Genomic DNA, 19,361 nt, shown 5'->3' on the forward strand with positions numbered 1-19,361 from the left:
CAATTTTTCTGCGTAACAAGTATTCTACACCAGCCGGAACCTCTCATTCAAGAGGTGCCGGCAGCATTTTCCGGTTGCGTTCGACAACGCGGTTCAAATAAAATCCGTAAAGCTCTGTCTCTTCAGGCATCAGCGGCTGCGGTGATGGCATGCCGATCAATTCGTACAAATTCAGCACAACTTCCTGGACTGTGATTTCTTTACCGAGCAGTTCGCTGAGCGACGCCATCACTTCGGGTTTTATTTCCGGGTAGGCGAATTTCGTCTGTTCTCCGCTGAGCCCGGCTTCGTAAAACCCGCGGATCAGTTCAGCACGCTGTGCCCCAGACCCTTCTACGCACAGGTAAACCTGAACCGCAATGCCGCGGCGGATGCGGCGCTGGGAAATGCCGGCAAACTTCCTGCCGCCGATGCTCAAGTCGTATGATCCCGGACAATAGGATCCAACAATTTCATAAGCTTCAATCGGCGCTTCCGGAAATAGAGCTTGCACCAGCTCCAGCATCATGTCGTACCCTGCTGAAATATCGATGGCTTGTTCTTTTTCTGAAACCACCAGCGAAATATTCAAAACTCCCGCATCGAGCACGACAGCAAGTCCTCCCGAATTCCGGACAATCGGCGCATAGCCGTGCGCTTTTAAATAATCCATACCCGCTTCGATGTTCGGCAAACGATGGTCCTGTATTCCGAGTACCACTGTATCGTCGTGTACCCATGTCCGGATGGTCGATGGACTTTTTCCGGATCCGACCAGTTCGCATAATGTATCATCCGCAGCAAAGGATTCCAGTGCGGAACGGTTTTTGGCGCTCAAGGATTGATCCCAGAAACGCCATTTGGTTTGTTGTGAAAATAATGGCATACTAATTCTCCTCATCAGGCTATAGCTTGTCTTTAGTTTACCCGACTCATGCCCCGCTGAAAAGGCACTTCAGGGATGACGAATTGGTGACAGGCATTTGTTTTTCAGGAACTTACATGGCCAATGTGATAAACTGATTTTGTGAGATTTAGATAAAAGGAGTGTTTAGATAATGAATGAAGCAGCGATTACATTAGATGGCTGGTACGTCCTTCATGATTTCCGTTCGATGGACTGGGTTTCATGGAAAATGCTGACGGATGAAGAACGCCAATTCGCGATTGACGAATTCCAGGCATTTATGGACAAAATAAACCAAGCCGATGAAAATAAAACAGGTGCACACGCATTGTATTCAATCGTTGGCCAAAAAGCCGACTTGATGCTGATGCTATTGCGCGAAACAATGGATGAATTGCGTGAACTTGAAACGGAATACAATAAGCTGACCTTGATCGCTTATACAGTTCCTACGTATTCGTATGTATCGGTTGTTGAACTTTCCAATTACCTCTCTGGAAAATCAGACGAAGATCCATACCAAAACGCTCACGTACGTGCACGCTTGTATCCTGAACTTCAGCGTTCACAGTACATCTGTTTCTATCCGATGGATAAACGCCGTGAAGGCGACGACAACTGGTACATGCTGCCAATGGACACTCGCAAAGAATTGATGCTGTCCCACGGCAAAATCGGCCGCAGCTATGCCGGCAAAGTAAAACAGATCATTTCAGGATCTGTCGGTTTTGACGACTACGAATGGGGCGTTACGCTTTTTGCGGACGACGTCCTTCAGTTCAAAAAATTGATCTACGAAATGCGTTTTGACGAAGTCAGCGCACGTTACGCAGAATTCGGTTCATTCTACGTCGGCACTCGCCTGGACGCAGAACGTACAGCGAAATTCCTGCAAGTATAAGATTTAAAACCGCCCCCGGGCGGTTTTTTTGTTTTACGCGGAGTGCTTTTAGCCGTTTTTCTTGCCTAAATGAGTAGCTGGGCGCATTTACTGTCCGCTTTAAAGCAGATACTGTCCGGAAATGGTGAAATACTGTCCGCAGCCAGGATTTACTGTCCGGAACACAAATTCCCGCCGTATTCACATATATTATGCGGAAAAAACGGCTCGCTCCGAAATTTTCAGAATTTCGCCACGAATTACATTTCAATTCCAATATATCCCACGGTATACTAAAAGAAAAACGGGGTGTTTGTATGCTTGTGATGCGCCAGAACAGTTTTGCCAAATGGGCTCTCGCTTTGCTGCTGCTCGTACTGACCAGCAATTTCCTGTTATACCGCTCGCCTCTTTCCTCACTCGTCATTCCTGAAGAAACCTTCTGGGTCGTTACCGGTTCGCTGATCGACTTTGCTTTTGTTGCGCCGCTTCTAATGCTCGCCGCTTTCCGTTTGTCTCTCAAGCACTTTGCCGGCTTTGTAGCCGGAGGATTCGTGCTCGCCCGCTTCATTATCCCTTCCCTTTATTTTGAACCGTTCACTTTTCTGTTTTACATAGGGATTGGCCTGGAAGCAGTGGTTTTATTCGCAGAACTCGCTTTTCTCGGACTGCTCCTTTACCACATTCCGGCAATAGTCCGTGCCATTAAAGAAAAGGCAGAAAGCCCTTTATTCACTTTGCTGCCGACCGCCTATGAACGAATCAAACCCAATCTGCTCGTTAATGTAATCTTATCGGAATCGCTCATCTTCTATTACGCGTTCTGTTCCTGGAAAAAGAAGCCGGCAAAAGGTCCCAATCTGATCTCACTCCATAAGAACTCAAGCGCCATCGCCTTTTACATCATGCTGATTCATGCAATTGTCATTGAGACGATCGGGCTCCATTGGTGGCTGCACGATAAATCACTTGTGCTGTCAATTGTGCTACTCATCTTGAACATTTATTCTGTCGTGTATTTTGTCGGTGAAATCCAGGCGCTGCGCTTGAATCCGCTGAAAATTACAGGCAAAAAACTGTACGTATCGTTAGGCTTAAGCAAACGCATGACGGTTCCGCTTGAAGCCATTGCCCAATTGCATTGGGGTGCCAAAGCCGATAAAGAGACCCTTTCCTTTATTGCAAAGGACTTTGTGGAACCCGAACCGCAAGTAATCATTGAGTTTAAAGAACCGCAAGAAGCCATCTTATTCTTCGGGCGCACCAAAAAGGTTTCGCACATCGCGTTAACCGTGGACCATCCTGCAAAATTGAAAGAATTGCTTGGACAATGATAAAAACACATATATTTCCCGGGAAATATAATAAAAGAAGGCCGGCGCTTAAGCGCTGGCCTTCTTAATATTTTACAAAGCTTTTGATGCTGCAACAATCAGCATGATCCAGCCAACAATAAACGCTACTCCACCGATTGGTGTTACAGCCCCTAAAATACTGATGCCGGTCAGACTTAAAACATAAAGGCTTCCAGAGAAAATGATGATTCCGGCAAGCATTAAGTATCCTGCCCAAGACAAAGAACTGAGCGTGCCGATCAATGACGAGCTCATCAGAATTCCTACAACCATCAAACCGACTGCATGGAACATCTGATACTGGACAGCCGTCTGCCAGGTATCTAAATATTTATCCGCAACGCGTCCTTCTAACATATGTGCACCGAAAGCACCAAGAGCTACGGATAATAAAGCATTAACCGCTCCGGCTATCAAGAAAAACTTCATTTCTATTCCTCTTTCCGATTAAAATTCAAACAGTGAATCACCGTTTGCGCCGTCTTCTTCCTGCAGTTTGCTGGCTGAAGAAACCGGCTGTATCTGAGGGGAGGCGAGTGGAATTGCACGCGGTGTGCTGTCTTTTTGCAATTGGTCATCTTCCAATAAAAGATCACAAAGAGCCCGTACCGCAGCGATGGACTCGCGCATTTTTGCCGGATCGCCTTTCCGCGCTTGCGCAGTGTGCTTTTCGATTTCATTCAAAATGCGTGCTGCATCGATTGCCATGCAAAATCCCCCTTTCCGTTTACATTCTCATTTATTTTATCATGCCTGCTGGCAGGCGTCAGGCTAAACAGAAATCAATCGGCTCGTCGCCTTGCTTTTGTAACAGTTCGTTCACTTTTGAATATGGCCGGCTGCCGAAAAATCCTCGACTGGCACTTAATGGACTTGGATGCGGGGCTTCAATAATGGAATGGCGCTCCAAATCGATGAGCGGCTTTTTCTGCTGCGCCGGCCGGCCCCATAATACAAAAATCACCGATTTTTCACGGGCTGACAATTTCCGGATCACTTCATCGGTAAAGATTTCCCATCCTTGATTGCGATGGGAATTGGCTTGTCCAGCACGCACCGTCAATACCGTATTAAGCATCATGACGCCTTGGTCGGCCCATTTTGTCAGCGTTCCATCTTTCGGTTTTTCACACCCAAGGTCATCGTTCAGTTCCTTCAGCATATTGCGCAGGCTTGGCGGATGCGGTACACCGGGCTGAACGGAAAAACTTAAGCCATGCGCCTGATTGGGCCCGTGATAAGGATCCTGCCCAAGAATGACGACTTTGACATCTTTATAAGGCGTATGTTTGAACGCATTCCAAATGTTTTCTTTTGCAGGATACACGGTTTCGTTGGCGTATTCCTCTTTCAAAAATTCGCGCAGCTTCAAATAATACGGCTTACTGAATTCTTCCCCGACTATTTCCTGCCAGTCATTTTGAAATATTTCCTTCGGCATACACATCGCTCCTTATTCTTTAAATTCGACTTTTACATCATAATCCACCAGCTTGAACATTTCCTGCACCGAACGGACCGCATTATCTTCAGCCGTCTCAAGGACACCTTGCCCTTTTGTCTCTTCAAGCATCAGCTTTTGCGCTTCTTCTGCCAATTCATATGCTTCTGATATATCAGCGCCGCTTCTGAATAATCCTTCATAAGAATACACTTCCACTTGATCCATAAATATTTCCGGACCGCCTAAAAAATCGGCTTTCGGGAGCGTCAGCGTGGCCGTTTTCGCTGCTTCGTCAAGTTCGATATCTTCTTCTGTCACTTCGGAAAAGTCAATGCCGGCTTTGACCGATCCCGGGATGACAACCAGCAATTGGCGTTTTGTGCCGGGCAAGTCCAGGCCGATTTCCTGTCCGAATACGGCATTGTCCTGCCGTTCAATAATGACTTTCGAAAAAGCCTCAGCCGTCGCCAGCTCGTTGAGATCCTGGATCTGTTCCAAGAATGCACCTTTGTCTTCAGTGAATGTGCTGCCTTTGATCATCCAGAACGTCCCGAGCGGCAATGCGACTAAAAGCAATAACAGTATGGCGATTAACACAAGGAACGAATTGCGCCAAACGCTCATCATCACTTTAAATGTTTTCCAGAAGCCGGATTCTTTTGTATCTTCTTTCCCTTTTACTTCATTCAGTAAGCGTTCAATCTCTGTCAATTTTGGATCTTTCGCCATTTATAAACCTACTTTCTTTTTTTCATTTCACCAGGGCCCCATGTTAGGATGGAATAAAGGAGCGATGATGATGGCCGATTTTCGTGAAAAAATAAAAACCATCTCTTCAACCAACGGATCGAGTGCGCCGGAAAATGCCAAGCGGCTTGGTATGGGTTGCTTAATGGTTGCACTACTGGCTGTTTCCATATTAACATTTTTTCTGGCCATCGGTCTTTTCATAAGCGGCAGCTGGATGATAGCTTTAGTTATCTTGCTATTCTTTCTCATAAGCACAGCAATGGCTGTCCTTCTGTTATACCCGTCAAAGTTTGATTCATTGTAAATGTTCCGATTTTTGTTAAAATAAAGTGATGAAAATAATATATTAAAGGAGTTTTAACGATGACATTGAAAAAGACCTTAACAATCGCAGGATCAGATACATCCGGCGGAGCTGGTATACAAGCAGATTTAAAGACTTTCCAAGAACACGGAACTTACGGCATGAATGCTTTAACAGTCATCGTGACGATGGATCCTGAAAACGGCTGGAGCCATGGCATCCATCCAATTCCTGTTGAAACGGTTCACGCACAATTGCAGACTGCTTTTTCAACAGGAGTGGATGCTTTGAAAACAGGCATGCTGCCAACAGTCGATATCATAGAAATGGCTGGCAAAGCCATTAAAAAGTCCGGATTGGAAGAAGTTGTCATCGATCCGGTAATGGCATGTAAAGGGGAAGATGAAGTATTGTTCCCGGAAAACGTTGATGCCATGATTAAACATCTATTGCCAGTCGCTAAAGTCGTGACTCCGAACTTAGTCGAAGCAGGACAGCTTTCAGGTCTTGGCACACTTCGGACAGTAGAGGATTTGAAAGCGGCTGCTGAAAAAATCCATGCGCATGGCGCTCAATATGTTGTGATCAAAGGCGGCAAACAGCTTCAGCATGAAAAAGCGGCTGATTTGCTGTACGACGGCAAAACGCATTATCTTTTGACAGCTGATAAAACGGATACCACTTATAACCACGGTGCCGGCTGCACATTCGCCGCAGCCATTACAGCCAATTTGGCGAACGGGCAATCCGTAAACGATGCAGTGCTGAATGCCAAAACATTTGTGTCTGCAGCTATCCAGCACGGCTGGAAACTAAACCAGTACGTTGGACCAGTGATGCACGGCGCCGCCAATAAATTCGAAAAACCTGAAGTTCAAGTAACGGAAGTTTGATCTATGTAAAAGAGGACGCTGAGGCGCCCTCTTTTTTTGTTGTTCCATTGCTATGGACTTGAATTGCCGTGGTTTCAAAGCCAGGCATCTTAAACCTTCATACTGCCATTATATCTGCCATAGAAATAAACCCAAGAGCCTTCAATCTATTTGAAGCTGTTTGAATATTCCCTTTTTAAACAGCAGCATTATTACGCTTTCCTTAAAGCATCCTAATCGCATTCTTGACTAATATTCCCTATACTAAAGGAATACGGATTGGCTGAGGAGTGAATAAGATGGAATTAGTAGAAGTAAAAAAACTGCAAGTAGAACTTGATGCATTTGCGAACAGAGATGTTTACCTGCACTTAGAAACAACAAACGGCTCTTATGCCACACATTTTAACGAAGGTTTTTTCAATGCCGGAGCGTTTATCCGCAACGTCGTGATTAACTATGAACTGGGAAAAGTGGTCGGTGAAAGTCCGCATCGCGTCGGATTGAAATTGCCGCATGGCTGGGTTTACGCACAAGGCATCACCCATTATGAGCTGGATGAGCAAGGAAGGCTCTTGCTTGCAGGACATGATGGTACAGGAAAATTGGCGGTAGCGCTGCAAATCAGCGAAACACCGTTCAGTTACTAAGGGGGACTACAGATGACAATTCCAAAAGAACGGCATGTGCTGGTCGTCTTCCCTCACCCGGACGATGAAGCGTTCGGCGTTTCGGGAACGATTGCCACTCATATTAAACAAGGAACTCCAGTTACATACGCTTGTCTAACGCTAGGTGAAATGGGCCGTAATTTGGGAAATCCGCCATTTGCCACAAGGGAATCACTTCCACAGATCCGGAAAAAAGAGCTGCTGGCTTCTGCAGAAGCTATGGGATTGACTGATTTGCGGATGATGGGACTGCGTGATAAGACAGTCGAATTTGAAGATGACGAAAAAATGGTCGGCATGATGACTGATTTAATTACTGAGCTGAACCCTTCACTGGTTATCACATTTTATCCTGATCTTTCAGTGCATCCTGACCACGAAGCAACCGCACGGGCAGTTGTCCGCGCAGTTCGCCGTATGAAAGATCGTCCGAAATTGCATTGTGTGGCATTTGCCAACAACACATTGGAAGTGCTTGGAGATCCCGATATTGTTTACGATATTACCGCGGTGCGCGATCAGAAGATGGATGCCATGAAAGCCCATATTTCCCAGACTGCCTGGATGCTCGAAGAAATGGAGCATAAACTTGCTCAAGGCGATGCGGAAACTGAAAACTGGCTGACAAAAGAACGGTTCTATAATTACCGTTGGAACCAGGATTTCGAAGAATCTTTCTAAGCAAAACACCCCTATTTTCTTTTTAGAAATAGGGGTGTTTTTTCTAGCCTTTTTCAGATAATATAAACTTTGGCTATATTGCATTTTACGGGGAGAAAATGCTGTATAATTACTATTCATCACGTGTTTTCATGCACAAGGAAAAGGGGTTTATTCGTGAAAAAGTTTACAGTTTTGACCTGGCTATTGTTTTTGATTCCATCTGTCCTGGGCGTGTTCCTATTTATCGTGCCGGTGCCAACAGATGAAGGCTGGGTTGTACCAATCGCTTTGCTGGCCAATTTAGTGGCAGGTTTTATCGAGCCAATTGCACCATGGATCATGCTTGTTATCATGCTGATTGCCGCTGCAGGATCCATATTCAGTATTACTAGAAAAGTTAATGAACACCATACAGTCTCATTTTTTGATAGATTATTCAACGTCAATTTGTTCTGGACGATCGTCCGGATCATCGGAGCCGTCTTTGCCGTCATGGTGTTGTTCCAAGTTGGTCCCGAAGCTGTTTGGAGTGCTGATACGGGTGGTCTATTATTGTCGCCTGATGGGCTATTGTCATTCCTCTTTACGATTTTCTTATTCGCTGGACTGTTTTTGCCGCTTTTGATGAACTTCGGACTACTGGAAATGTTCGGTACCATGATGGTGAAAGTCATGCGTCCAGTGTTCCGTTTGCCTGGCCGTTCATCAATTGATGCCTTGGCATCCTGGGTAGGCGACGGAACGATCGGCGTTCTTTTAACCAATACGCAGTATATTCAAAATAAGTATACACAGCGTGAAGCAGCGATAATCGGCACTACTTTCTCAGTTGTTTCAATTACTTTTGCCATTGTCGTGATTCAGCAAGTTGGACTAAGCCAATACTTCCTCCCCTACTATGGAACTGTTGTTTTGACGGGCATTGTACTTGCAATCATTATGCCGCGCATTTACCCTTTGGCCCAAAAGCCGACGACGTTCATGAACGGACAGCCTCAGGATGCAATGTCTGAAGAAGTTCCGGAAGGATACAACGTTGTTTCTCACGGTGTTGAAAACGCCTTATCAAAAGCTGAAGAAAATAAGTCAATAAGCGAATTCTTTAAAGACGGCTTTAAAAACGTCTTGGATATGTGGATCGGTGTAGCTCCGGTCGTTATGGCGTTCGGTACGGTCGCTTTGATGCTTGCTACCTATACACCTATTTTCACGATTCTCGGAAAACCTTTCGAACCATACTTAAATTTATTAGGTATACCCGAAGCAGAAGCTGCGGCACAGCTGATGGTAGTCGGATTTGCCGATATGTTCTTGCCGGCTATACTGGCGGCAAGCACGATCGAATCGGAATTGACGCTTTTCGTAGTCGCTACGATGTCCGTCACCCAATTGATTTATATGTCGGAAGTCGGCGGTTTGCTGCTTGGCTCTAGGATTCCGGTTAACATCCTGGATTTGGTGGTCATTTTCTTGCTTCGCACAGTCATTGCCCTGCCGATTGTTGCGGGAATCGCTCACCTAATATTTTAATTAAATTTAAAGGCCATCCGCAAAATACGGATGGCCTTTTCTGGTGCCTTCAATCGATGAGTTTAAAGATATTTGGCCGAAAATAAATGAAGAAATAATCTCAGATCGTTTCTTCATTTATCAGGCGTGAATCAGTTTTTTTTTCAATTTCTCCAGCATATCAGCAGTCATTGCATCCAAATCATAGGTAGCTTTAAAGCCCCATTCCTTTTCTGCAGCTGAAGCATCGATATTGTCAGGCCAGCTGTCAGCAATTGCTTGTCTGACCGGATCAACTTCGTAAGACATTTTGAAGTCAGGAATACGCTTGCGGATTGATGCCGCAATTTCTTCCGGTTCAAAACTCATGGCTGTAACATTAAAGGCATTGCGATGTTCCAATTTTGATGGATCTGCTTCCATCAAATCAACAATCGATTGAAGAGCATCCGGCATATACATCATATCCATATATGTGCCTTTATCGATATATGACGTATAGCTTTGCTGTTCAACCGCTTTGTAATAGATGTCCACTGCGTAATCGGTCGTACCTCCACCCGGCTGTGCCACATACGAAACTAAGCCCGGAAAACGGACTCCGCGAGTATCCAAGCCGAATTTCTGGAAATAATAATCGCATAACAATTCACCGGAAACCTTATTGACGCCATACATTGTCGTCGGACGCTGCAGCGTATCCTGCGGCGTATTTTTTTTAGGAGTAGATGGACCAAATGCGCCGATTGAACTTGGCGTAAAAAATTGCAGGTCCAATTCACGTGAAGCTTCAAGCGCATTGACCAGTCCACCCATATTCAAGTTCCATGCAAGCAATGGCTTTTCTTCAGCCGTCGCTGACAGCAAAGCTGCCATATGCATCATGGTATCAGCTCCGAAATCTTTTGCTAACTCATACATCTTTTGCCCATCTGTCACATCAAGCAACTCGAATGGCCCTTCGTTGCCAGCTGCTGGCCGGATATCAGTTGCCAGTACATTGTCTATCCCGTATATTCCGCGCAATTTCTCCACCAGTTCAGAACCAATCTGCCCCAGTGCCCCAGTAATCATAATTCGCTTCATTTTATAATCTCCCTTCCCGTAAAACAAATGTCCTGTGCATAAATACATTCTTATCTATGAATTCATTGTCTCTTTAAGCTTTATCCTGTTGCCATTATAAATTGTTCTCTTTAAAAATACAATAACTTTCAAAATATCCATCAATGAAAAAGCTGAAACTATTAATTTGAACGTCTGTTACCTTGGTGCTATAATGGTACAGGTCTGCATAAGTACTGCATTTTTAAATTTGATGGGCACCTTTCGCTTTGTAAACCAAGTATCCCACTATGTTTTGTTACCATAGTTTCTTTTTCACTGAAAAAGGGTATAAAAAGCGGTACGGTACTGTATTTTTTTGAAATGCAAATGCACTTAATCTATAAAAAACTAAAGAAATTGAGGGGATTATTTATGAAGAAGTTTAGTTTTATGCTCTTATTGTTAGCGGCCATGTTTTTGTTGGCAGCATGCGGAGGCGGCTCTCCGGAAGAAGATCCAACCACGGATGACGCAACTGGTTCTGGAAGTTCTGAAGAAGATGTCTTGGCGAAAGTCCAAGAAGAAGGTACATTGCGTGTGGGTACGGAAGGAACTTACCCTCCTTTCACGTTCCATGACGATTCCGGTAAATTGACTGGCTTTGACGTAGAAGTTGCGCAAGAAATCGGAAAGCGTTTAGGTGTGGAAGTTGAATTTTTGGAAACTCAATGGGATGCCATGTTTGCAGGTTTAGATGCTGGGCGCTTTGACATGGTGGCAAACCAGGTCGGCATCAATCCAGAGCGCCAGGAAAGCTATGATTTTTCAGATCCATATATCACTTCTACAGCTGTATTAGTAGTTTCAAAAGACAATGAAGATATCAAAAGCTTCGAAGATTTGGAAGGAAAATTATCCGCCCAGTCTTTAACAAGCAATTATGCAGAAACTGCACGTTCTTTCGGGGCTGAAATCGAAGGCGTGGAAGGTTTTAACCAAGCCATCGAATTATTGAATTCGGGTCGCGTCAATGCGACAGTGAATGATAATTTGACAGTTCTGGACTTTTTGAAACAGCGCCCGGATGCCAACATCAAAATCGTTGATGAAGCATCGGATGCAGCTCAAAGTGGATTATTGTTCCGTAAAGGCAGCGGCGCTATCGTTGAAGAAGCCAATACTGCTTTAGCTGAAATGATCGAAGACGGCACTTACGATAAAATTTCTGAAAAATGGTTCGGCGAAAATGTACTTGAATAGTATTTTCTCCAACCCTGTTCGACTGGAACGGCTCACGGAAATTTCACAGTCAGCCTGGCTTCCTTTATTAGAAGGCTTGATTCAATACACCATACCTTTGACACTGATTTCGTTTGTATTGGGACTGATTTTAGCGGTGTTGACTGCATTAGCCCGCATCTCTACCGTTAAAATCCTGCAGTATATCGCCCGGGTTTATGTATCGATTATCCGCGGCACACCATTATTGGTTCAGCTTTTCATTTTGTTCTACGGCTTGCCGACAGTCGGGATTGTCATTGATCCATTCCCAGCAGCCGTCCTCGGTTTTTCATTGAATGTCGGGGCTTATGCCTCTGAAGTAATCCGCGCTTCCATCCTTTCCATACCAAAAGGGCAGTGGGAGGCAGCCAATACAATCGGAATGACTTACGTGCAGTCGCTTCGCCGCATCGTCTTGCCGCAGGCAGCACGGGTATCTGTTCCGCCGCTTTCGAATACATTTATAAGTTTGGTTAAAGATACTTCGTTGGCGTCGCTCATTCTCGTGACAGAGATGTTCCGCATTGCTCAGCAAATCGCCGCTACAAACTATGAGTTTTTATTGTTGTACGCCCAAGCAGCACTTATTTACTGGGTCGTCTGTTTCTTATTGTCAATCGGACAGGGCAGACTGGAACATCGTTTTGACCGTTATGTATCCCGATAATACAGGCATTCAAAGACTGCAGTAAGGAGAGAAATATGATTTCCATTAAAAATCTACACAAAAAGTTCGGCAATCTTGAAGTGCTGAAAGGCATCGATTTAGACGTCCAAAAAGGACAGGCAATTGTCGTCATTGGCCCTTCTGGATCTGGTAAAACAACTTTCCTGAGATGCTTGAATATTCTAGAGGTGCCTAATGCCGGAACGGTCACTATCGATGGACAAACCGCTGATTTTTCCAAGCCTTTTTCTAAAAAGCAAATCACAGCTTTCCGGAAACAATCGGCGATGGTTTTTCAGCATTATAATTTGTTTCCTCATATGACAGCGATTGAAAACGTCATGGAAGGTCCAGTCATTGTACAAAAACTTGATAAAGCGGCTGCCCGGAAAAAAGCCGAAGAAATTTTAACAAAAGTCGGACTTGCAGATAAAATGGATTATTACCCTTTCCAATTGTCGGGCGGGCAGCAGCAGCGCGTTGGCATTGCCCGTGCGCTTGCTCTGGAACCGAAAGTCATGCTTTTCGATGAACCAACTTCAGCATTGGATCCGGAACTTGTCGGTGAAGTGCTGCAAGTTATGAAGGACTTGGCTTCTGAAGGAATGACCATGGTGGTCGTAACGCATGAAATGCGCTTTGCAAAAGGTGTTGCGGATGAAGTCCTCTTTATGGACGCCGGAAAGATTGTGGAACGCGGCAGACCGGAAGATATCTTCAACAACCCTCAAGAAGAACGCACACAGCAATTTTTGAATTTGATTGAAAAAACAGATGTAATTTAACTCTGCGCTGCCGAATTGGGCAGCGCATTTTTTATGCTCTTTGAATAAGTATTCTTAAAATGTGTTGTTTATACGTTCTTTATTGCTTCCCTCTTTTCGCTGAATGTATACTGATTATAAGTTCATATTTCAAACCATGAGGAGAATCAATCCTATGCAATCAGCTGTAATGACCAAGATTGAATCGTTATATGAGGAAATGGTGGAAACACGCCGTCACCTGCATATGTATCCTGAATTATCCCATCAGGAAGTCGAAACGCCTGCTTTTATTGCAGAGCGCTTGGAAGAAATGGGCGTGGAAGTTCGGCGCGGCGTTGGCGGACGTGGTGTAGTCGGTTATATCCGTGGCGGAAAACCTGGCAAGACAATCGCTTTCCGGGCCGATTTTGATGGGCTGCCAATCGATGATAAAAAAGATGTTTCTTATAAATCTAGAGTTCCCGGTGTTATGCACGCATGCGGGCATGACGGCCACACTGCAGGGCTTTTAGGTTTTGCAAAAGCAATGGCGTCAATAAAAGACGAACTTCCCGGAACGATTGTGCTGATCTATCAATTTGGTGAAGAACTGCCTCCTGGAGGAGCACGCGGCATGATTGAAGATGGTTGTTTAGGCGGCGTCGACTTGGTTTTCGGTGCTCATATTCAAAGCATGATGGAGAATGGGCGTGTCTTTGTGCGGGATGGCTATTTGCAGGCCGCTGAGGATGCCTTCAAGATCATCGTCAAAGGATACGGCACGCATGGCGCAGAACCGCATACAGGCACCGACCCGATCTTGGCAGCGAGCCATATTATGATTGCCCTTCAATCGATTGTCAGCCGCAATGCAGACCCGCTGAAAGAACTTGTCGTCTCCATCGGCAAATTCCATGCCGGTGATGCAGACAATGTGATTCCGAGTGAAGCCGTTATGGAAGGCACGATCCGGGTATTTGATCCGGCGCTGCGCAAGCTGGCCAATGAACGCGTTGCAGCCATTGCAGAAAACGTAGCACGTGCAATGGGAGCAACAGCTGAAGTTGTGATTGAAACAGGCTATGACGCTCTGTGGAACCATCCGGAAGCGATGGATACCGTGCGCCGGGGAGCAAATGAGATTGTCGGTGAAGAGCATGTCATCGATATTGATCCGATTATGCCGGTTGAAGACTTTGCTTATTATACCCAAGTAAAACCAGGCGCTTATTTTTTTGTCGGAGCAAAAATGGCTGCTGACAGTTTAAGTTATCCGCATCATCATGAAAATTTCGATTTTAATGAACAAGCGATGGTGCTTGCTGCAAAAGTATTTGCGGCAACTTATTTTAAAGCGCAAGGATTATAAATTAGTTGAAGCGGGCACATATTGTGTCCGCTTTTTGCTGCAGAATCGTATTTTCCTGGTTATTGATCGTATTTTTGTCGCTGCTGGTCGTATTTTTGCGGTTACTGGTCGTATTTCACTTACTACTGGTCGTATTCCGGCAAATCAAATAAAAAACCCGCCATCTTGGCGGGTTTTCGCTTTTTTACTTGATAACGCCTAATTCTTTGCCGACTCTTGCGTAAACTTCAATCGCATTGTCGAGCATTTCTTTTGTGTGCGCCGCTGTAGGCATGTTGCGGACGCGTCCAGTGCCTTTAGGAACCGTCGGGAAGACGATTGATTTTGCATAAACACCTTCATCGAATAAACGCTTAGAAAACTCTTGCGTCAATTTCTCGTCGCCGATGATGCAAGGTGTGATTGGTGTTTCAGAATCACCAATATTGAATCCAAGCTCTTTCAAGCCTTTTTTCAAATAGTCGCCGTTGTCCCAAAGCTTGTCATGCAGCTCCGTTGAGTCGATGATCATTTGCAGCGCTGAAATGATTGCTGCAACGTCGCCTGGAGTCACCGCTGTTGAGAACAAGAAAGGGCGTGAGCGAACTTTCAGCCAGTCGATCAAATTCTTTTTGCCAGCTACATAACCGCCGACAACGCCAACCGCTTTCGACAATGTACCCATTTGCATATCGATTTCTTTTTCAAGCCCGAAATGCTTCACGGTGCCTTTCCCTTTGCCGGTTACGCCAGATCCGTGAGCGTCATCCACGTAAGTAATCAAATCGAATTCTTTCGCGATTTCCACAATCTCGGGAAGTTTCGCAATGTCGCCGTCCATCGAGAACACGCCGTCTGTAATGACCATTACTTTATTGTAAAGGCCGGATTCTGTCGCTTCTTTTGCTTTCGCACGCAAGTCTTCCATATCCGAGTGCTTGAATGCGATGATTTTCGCTTTTGACAAACGACAGCCATCAATGATGGAAGCATGGTTCAACTGATCGGATAAAATGGCATCGTTTTTATCCATGACTGCAGAAATTGCTGCCATATTGCAATTAAAGCCGGACTGGTACGAAATCGCTGCTTCTGTGCCTTTAAATTCAGCCAGTTTTTCTTCCAGTTTCACGTGAATGTCAAGAGTTCCATTAATTGAGCGGACTGCCCCTGCTCCAACGCCGTATTTATCGATCGCGTCTTTCGCAATTTGTTTCAAGTCTTCGTTTGTTGCAAGCCCCAAATAATTGTTTGAAGACAAATTGATCAATTCTTTGCCGCGCACTTTGATGATTGCACCATTTGGTCCTTCTACCGGATCGATTTCGTTATATAAGCCTTGCTCTTTCAATTCGCTCAAATTCTCTTCTAAAAACGCATCCAATTTTTTTGACAATGTCCTCTTCCTTTCGAAACCAATTTCACTTTCCATCTTATCACAACGCAAAATTTTCCCAAAAGAAAAAGCGGACCGGGGTCCGCTTTCCTCTTACTTTTTGACTTTTGCTTTGTTCGGGTTATCTTTTTTGTACAACACTTCATACGTGAAGTCCTGTGCTTCTTTTTGGTTTGGTACTGCTGCAAAAGAAGTGATCATCTTGACATTGCCTTCACGAAGCACTTGCTGAAGATCCAGCGCTTCTTTATTCGTCACATTAAACGGATCAACGTGGAAGACGCGTTCTTGCCCATTTTTCTTTGTCTGGATGAATGTAGTCGTGAAATCAACGTATTCACCTTTCAATTGACCAAGCGATTTAAAGGGTTCAGTTGAAGTACCGTCAGCTGAGAAGTCGCCCAGTTGAACGTTTTTAATGAACCATCCCTTGTCGTTATAGCCCCAGTCCGTCATATTGCGGAATGATACCAGTACTTCTTGGCCGGCATATGCAGACAAGTCGAATGTTTCAGTTGACCAGTTCAGTTTATGGCCTGTAAAGCCAGGAACGTTTGCTTTGATGGTTGGATGTCCTTCAGCCACTACATCGCTGCGTGTATTTTCATTTTCCAAGGAAGTCCACGTTTCGCCCTTATCTGTAGAAACTTGCACAGCTGCGAAATCCCATTTTTCTTCAATGTCGTAATAATGGTCAAAGGTCAGTTTTGCATCTGCCGCCGGAACTGTTGCTCCAAAGATCAATGCCTGGTCCGCTTCGACGCCGTTGTTGGCATGCAATACTTGAGCGCCAGATCCTGCTGGGTCAGCCACTGTTCCCCATTGAAGTGGAATGAATTCTGCCCCATCAAACTTCATGCCGCGCACATCTTTGCCGAAGTTAAATTCTTTAAAGTCGCCGCCCCATGCCGGGACCCCTGCTTTTTCGAAGGTTTTCGCTTTTTCGAAATCGACAGTTTTCCCGCGAACTGCTCCTGTTGTGCCAACCGGAAGATTACGAAGGTCGATGCTGTCGATATCGAATTGCTTGCCAGCTTTCGGATTGTCCAAAGTCAAAGCAGCCATGAAGTCTTGGTACACTTCAGCAAAAGTTTTGTCTGAACCGTACTTTTGGAGCACTTCGTCAACACTTGGCATCCCTTGGCTAGAACCATTTACTGCCAATTCACGGATAAATTCCTGGCCAAACTTATCGTACATATACAAAGTGAATAAATACACTTGTCCATAATCGGCAATTGTTTCAGGGCCTGTTTTGGCCGTTCCGTGCTCATCCCAATTCACTAAAGAGTTTTCCGGATGATCCAGATAGAAGTTGATGGATCCGGCATCATGGCCATAGCCTCCTAGATATTCAGAGAACGTAGACATGCCCTCATTCAACCAAGTTTCTTCTGCAGGATCGTTATCCGCATGGATCAAATGCTGCAATTCATGAATGGTGGTGCCGAAGAAAGTGGATTCCAAGCGTGTTTCCCAAGAATTTGTATCGATCGTGATGATGTTGCGGTCGATGTAATTTTCAAGCGTCTGCCAGAAGAATCCAGCTACGAAGAATGGATAAGACGGGTTGTCCCAGCCTTCATCCTGTACGTTATCTACAAGCATGATGACTTTATCCGAACCTTCGTAATAGTCTTCAGGAAGGCCGACCATTTTTGGAAGCGGAGAATTCGAGCCATCCAACTGGTCCGGTGTTCCAAAGAAGCTTGTCGCTTTCGGATAGATATTGCTGTCAAATTCAGTACGCAATTTATCCACTTGTGCTTGAGTTACCACGTCTGCCGGTTTCGGGTTTTTCGGTCCATAAGCTAAGTCCTTTGCAACCCAGATTTCGACATTGTCACCGATGCTGCGAAGTGTGAACTCTTTAAATTCAAGGTTACGATTCAGGAAAAACTTTGTCCCGCCGTCATAAGTAAATGTGCTGTCGGCTTTTGTTTCATTTTCAGGATTTTCCACTTCATCAGCTTGCGCTTTGATCTTTTTATCTGCTTCTTTTTTAAAGTTTTCGTCTTGAGCCAGTTCGTTCAGTTTCTGGTCGATGTCCACCCGGTCCCCGTATCTTTCACTGTTCCATTCGTTTGATGCTGCTGTTGCTGCTTCTGCCGGTGCTGCGGCTGGAGTCAATAAAGAAAGTGCCAATGCACTAGCTGAAATGATCGACGCCCATTTGCTCATCTTCATGTCGTGTCCTCCTTTAATTGTCAGAATATTACTACTAGATAAGATATTATCATGTTTGACTATTCAGAAGAATATGCTAAAAGATATATTTCGAATTCCGAAATATAGTGTAATATTCACCAGTAATTTTTCTGTCAAAATAAGTTATTTGTTATTTTTGATAGTTTATTATTTTATGGCACAAAAAAACCGCCTCGAGGGCGGTTTTTTTTATTATTTTAATGCGTTTGTTAAGTCTTCGATTAAATCCTCAGCATCTTCAATGCCTACGGAAATGCGCACTAACCCTTCCACAATGCCAAGCTCCGCGCGGCGTTCCACGGGAATTGAGGCATGCGTCATTTGAGCCGGTACAGAAATCAAACTTTCCACAGCGCCTAAGCTTTCAGCAAGTGTAAAGTATTTCAGTTTCGCAAGCAATTCGCCTGCTTTTTCTTTGCTTCCCACGTCAAATGAAATCATTGCACCAAATCCATCTGCCTGTTTCTTCATCATTTCATGGCCAGTATGCGTTGAAAGGCCCGGATAGATCACAGCATTTACTGCTTCATGCTGATCAAGGAATTCAGCGATTTTCTGCGCATTGGCAGTTGCTTCTTCCATACGGATGCCAAGCGTTTTCAATCCGCGGATCAATAGCCATGAATCCTGCGGCCCTAAAATTGCCCCGATTGAGTTTTGAACGAAATGGAGGTCTTCTGCCAATTCCGCAGAATTTACTACCACTAAACCAGCCACTACGTCACTATGCCCGCCGATATATTTGGTAGCACTATGCAAGACAATATCGGCACCAAGTTTGATCGGGTTTTGTAAATAAGGTGTCATGAACGTATTGTCGACAATCGTCATCAGGTTTTTTGATTTTGCGAAAGCAGAGATTTGTTCAATATCCGTCACTTTTAGCAAAGGATTTGTTGGTGTTTCAATGAAAATCGCTTTCGTGTTTTCTTTTACAGCTGCTTCAACTGCTGCTAAGTCGCCTGTATCGACAAAGGTAAACTCCAAGCCAAAGCGGTTCAGGACTTTATTGACAACGCGGTATGTACCACCGTATACATCATCAGTTAAGATAATATGATCCCCAGCCGAAAACAGCATCATAACCGATGAAATAGCTGCCATTCCCGAGCCGAATGCAAAGCCCGCATGTCCGTATTCAACGTCAGCAATCAATTCTTCCAGTGCATGGCGCGTCGGGTTTCCTGTGCGTGAATATTCATATCCTTTGAATTTCCCAACAGCTTCCTGCTTATACGTGCTTACTTGATAAATTGGTGTGGAGACCGCTCCAGTCGCTTCGTCTCCAAAAATTCCACCATGGATTAATCTAGTTTTTGGTTTCATGAATGATC

The 19,361-nt window shown here is 44.8% G+C and carries 20 protein-coding genes; 11 read left to right on the top strand and 9 right to left on the bottom strand.

The window, feature by feature from the left end:
• Positions 1-43 precede the first annotated feature (43 nt).
• Complete coding sequence (lipL, locus tag QWY16_RS15695) at positions 44-865, bottom strand: octanoyl-[GcvH]:protein N-octanoyltransferase (RefSeq protein WP_300990165.1); 822 nt, start codon at positions 863-865, stop codon at positions 44-46.
• Between the two features lie 172 nt (positions 866-1,037).
• Here lipL and hemQ point away from each other — a divergent pair, with 172 nt between their 5' ends.
• A complete protein-coding gene (gene hemQ, locus QWY16_RS15700) occupies positions 1,038-1,787 on the top strand; it encodes a hydrogen peroxide-dependent heme synthase (protein WP_300990166.1) in 750 nt (249 codons plus the stop codon).
• Between the two features lie 296 nt (positions 1,788-2,083).
• Positions 2,084-3,100, top strand: coding sequence for a beta-carotene 15,15'-monooxygenase (locus tag QWY16_RS15705; RefSeq protein ID WP_300990167.1), 1,017 nt, complete (start codon positions 2,084-2,086; stop codon positions 3,098-3,100).
• 72 nt (positions 3,101-3,172) lie between these two features.
• Here the strand turns inward: QWY16_RS15705 and QWY16_RS15710 are convergent, their stop codons facing one another.
• The 4 genes from QWY16_RS15710 to QWY16_RS15725 are packed head-to-tail and all read right to left on the bottom strand — an operon-like array spanning position 3,173 to position 5,294.
• Positions 3,173-3,550 (bottom strand): DUF423 domain-containing protein, encoded by a 378-nt coding sequence (locus tag QWY16_RS15710; protein ID WP_300990168.1) that lies wholly within the window; start codon positions 3,548-3,550, stop codon positions 3,173-3,175.
• An 18-nt stretch (positions 3,551-3,568) separates the two neighbouring features.
• The gene (locus QWY16_RS15715) at positions 3,569-3,829 is read right to left on the bottom strand and encodes a YwdI family protein (RefSeq protein WP_300990169.1); all 261 of its coding nucleotides are present in this window, start codon (positions 3,827-3,829) and stop codon (positions 3,569-3,571) included.
• A gap of 58 nt (positions 3,830-3,887) precedes the next feature.
• Complete coding sequence (locus QWY16_RS15720) at positions 3,888-4,562, bottom strand: uracil-DNA glycosylase (RefSeq protein ID WP_300990170.1); 675 nt, start codon at positions 4,560-4,562, stop codon at positions 3,888-3,890.
• A gap of 12 nt (positions 4,563-4,574) precedes the next feature.
• Positions 4,575-5,294 carry a DUF4230 domain-containing protein gene (locus tag QWY16_RS15725; RefSeq protein WP_300990171.1) on the bottom strand — a complete coding sequence of 240 codons (720 nt, stop codon included), beginning with the start codon at positions 5,292-5,294 and terminating at the stop codon, positions 4,575-4,577.
• 64 nt (positions 5,295-5,358) lie between these two features.
• On the opposite strand from QWY16_RS15725, the gene QWY16_RS15730 reads away from it, so the two are divergent.
• The 5 genes from QWY16_RS15730 to QWY16_RS15750 all read left to right on the top strand — a co-directional run bounded on the left by QWY16_RS15730 (position 5,359) and on the right by QWY16_RS15750 (position 9,355).
• The gene (locus tag QWY16_RS15730) at positions 5,359-5,619 is read left to right on the top strand and encodes a hypothetical protein (RefSeq protein ID WP_300990172.1); all 261 of its coding nucleotides are present in this window, start codon (positions 5,359-5,361) and stop codon (positions 5,617-5,619) included.
• A 59-nt stretch (positions 5,620-5,678) separates the two neighbouring features.
• Positions 5,679-6,512, top strand: a complete 834-nt coding sequence (gene pdxK / locus QWY16_RS15735) for a pyridoxine/pyridoxal/pyridoxamine kinase (RefSeq protein WP_300990173.1) — start codon at positions 5,679-5,681, stop codon at positions 6,510-6,512.
• Between the two features lie 278 nt (positions 6,513-6,790).
• Positions 6,791-7,141, top strand: coding sequence for a YojF family protein (locus QWY16_RS15740; protein ID WP_300990174.1), 351 nt, complete (start codon positions 6,791-6,793; stop codon positions 7,139-7,141).
• 12 nt (positions 7,142-7,153) lie between these two features.
• Positions 7,154-7,843 (top strand): bacillithiol biosynthesis deacetylase BshB2, encoded by a 690-nt coding sequence (gene bshB2, locus QWY16_RS15745; RefSeq protein ID WP_300990175.1) that lies wholly within the window; start codon positions 7,154-7,156, stop codon positions 7,841-7,843.
• A gap of 156 nt (positions 7,844-7,999) precedes the next feature.
• Entirely contained in the window at positions 8,000-9,355 is a 1,356-nt protein-coding gene (locus QWY16_RS15750) for a YjiH family protein (protein WP_300990176.1), read from the top strand.
• A 120-nt stretch (positions 9,356-9,475) separates the two neighbouring features.
• Here the strand turns inward: QWY16_RS15750 and QWY16_RS15755 are convergent, their stop codons facing one another.
• Positions 9,476-10,420, bottom strand: coding sequence for an L-threonine 3-dehydrogenase (locus tag QWY16_RS15755; RefSeq protein WP_300990177.1), 945 nt, complete (start codon positions 10,418-10,420; stop codon positions 9,476-9,478).
• 393 nt (positions 10,421-10,813) lie between these two features.
• Between QWY16_RS15755 and QWY16_RS15760 the strand changes: the two genes are divergently transcribed.
• The 4 genes from QWY16_RS15760 to QWY16_RS15775 all read left to right on the top strand — a co-directional run bounded on the left by QWY16_RS15760 (position 10,814) and on the right by QWY16_RS15775 (position 14,444).
• Positions 10,814-11,641, top strand: coding sequence for an amino acid ABC transporter substrate-binding protein (locus QWY16_RS15760; protein WP_300990178.1), 828 nt, complete (start codon positions 10,814-10,816; stop codon positions 11,639-11,641).
• The gene (locus QWY16_RS15765; protein ID WP_300990179.1) at positions 11,628-12,329 is read left to right on the top strand and encodes an amino acid ABC transporter permease; all 702 of its coding nucleotides are present in this window, start codon (positions 11,628-11,630) and stop codon (positions 12,327-12,329) included. Before QWY16_RS15760 ends, QWY16_RS15765 begins: the two co-directional genes overlap by 14 nt.
• A 35-nt stretch (positions 12,330-12,364) precedes the next feature.
• Positions 12,365-13,114 carry an amino acid ABC transporter ATP-binding protein gene (locus tag QWY16_RS15770; protein WP_300990180.1) on the top strand — a complete coding sequence of 250 codons (750 nt, stop codon included), beginning with the start codon at positions 12,365-12,367 and terminating at the stop codon, positions 13,112-13,114.
• A 154-nt stretch (positions 13,115-13,268) separates the two neighbouring features.
• Complete coding sequence (locus tag QWY16_RS15775; protein ID WP_300990181.1) at positions 13,269-14,444, top strand: M20 metallopeptidase family protein; 1,176 nt, start codon at positions 13,269-13,271, stop codon at positions 14,442-14,444.
• A 184-nt stretch (positions 14,445-14,628) separates the two neighbouring features.
• Here QWY16_RS15775 and QWY16_RS15780 read toward each other — a convergent pair whose 3' ends face one another.
• The 3 genes from QWY16_RS15780 to QWY16_RS15790 form a co-directional block, all read right to left on the bottom strand.
• Positions 14,629-15,819, bottom strand: coding sequence for a glycine C-acetyltransferase (locus QWY16_RS15780; protein WP_300990182.1), 1,191 nt, complete (start codon positions 15,817-15,819; stop codon positions 14,629-14,631).
• Positions 15,820-15,912: 93 nt separating this feature from the next.
• Entirely contained in the window at positions 15,913-18,006 is a 2,094-nt protein-coding gene (locus QWY16_RS15785) for an immune inhibitor A domain-containing protein (protein ID WP_300990183.1), read from the bottom strand.
• Between the two features lie 213 nt (positions 18,007-18,219).
• Positions 18,220-19,353, bottom strand: a complete 1,134-nt coding sequence (locus QWY16_RS15790; RefSeq protein ID WP_300990184.1) for a bifunctional cystathionine gamma-lyase/homocysteine desulfhydrase — start codon at positions 19,351-19,353, stop codon at positions 18,220-18,222.
• Between the last annotated feature and the right edge of the window lie 8 nt (positions 19,354-19,361).

Source organism: Planococcus shenhongbingii, from assembly GCF_030413635.1.
Taxonomy (GTDB): domain Bacteria; phylum Bacillota; class Bacilli; order Bacillales_A; family Planococcaceae; genus Planococcus; species Planococcus shenhongbingii.